1 protein-coding gene and 1 pseudogene are annotated in these 506 nt (G+C 60.7%); both read left to right on the top strand.

The annotated features are described in order from the left end of the window. Positions 1-256: recombinase family protein (locus tag BAY1663_RS24700; protein ID WP_256206963.1), on the top strand; the 256-nt coding region annotated here is incomplete at its 5' end. Positions 257-351: 95 nt separating this feature from the next. Then, positions 352-506 (top strand): annotated as a pseudogene (locus BAY1663_RS22895) (transposase); the annotation flags it as partial.

The following is a 506-nucleotide window of genomic DNA, read 5'->3' as shown; positions in this document are numbered from 1 at the left end:
TGAGCTTCCCCCGTTGCCAACCAATGTGCAAGCGGGCTGCGCAAGATCACTGCCGGTCGTATCGATTGCGGCACTCGGCTTGATCGAGCGTCTCTACGTGCTGTCACCGGACCGCCTATCGCGAAAGTACGCGCACCAGGTTCTTCTCATCGAGGAACTGTCGGCGTTCGGCGTCGAGGTCGTGATTCCTCAATCACGCCATCGGCGCGACCCCGGAAGAGGCGCTGTTGCTGCAGATGCAGGGCATGATCGCTGAATACGAGCGCGCCAAGATCATGGAGCGCAATCGTCGCGGCAAGCTTCATGGCGCGAAGCGCGGCAGTGTCAATGTGCTCTCGACGGCGCCTATGGGTGATCTGGCAGGTCGCGGCACGCCGCAATACTTACAAAAAGCTTGGCAAGAGCAGCCCGCTCTACAAAGCCAAGCGCAAGGTCGAGAAGGCCAAGGCGCAGGTGCGGGCCAAGGTCGAGCACCCGTTTCGGGTGATCAAGCGCCAGTTTGGTTA

This window comes from Pseudomonas sp. BAY1663 (assembly GCF_000582595.1).
GTDB classification, from domain to species: Bacteria; Pseudomonadota; Gammaproteobacteria; order Pseudomonadales; family Pseudomonadaceae; genus Stutzerimonas; species Stutzerimonas stutzeri_AF.
Note: the sequence above shows the minus strand (reverse complement) of the source record. Positions and strands in the feature narration are given on the sequence as shown.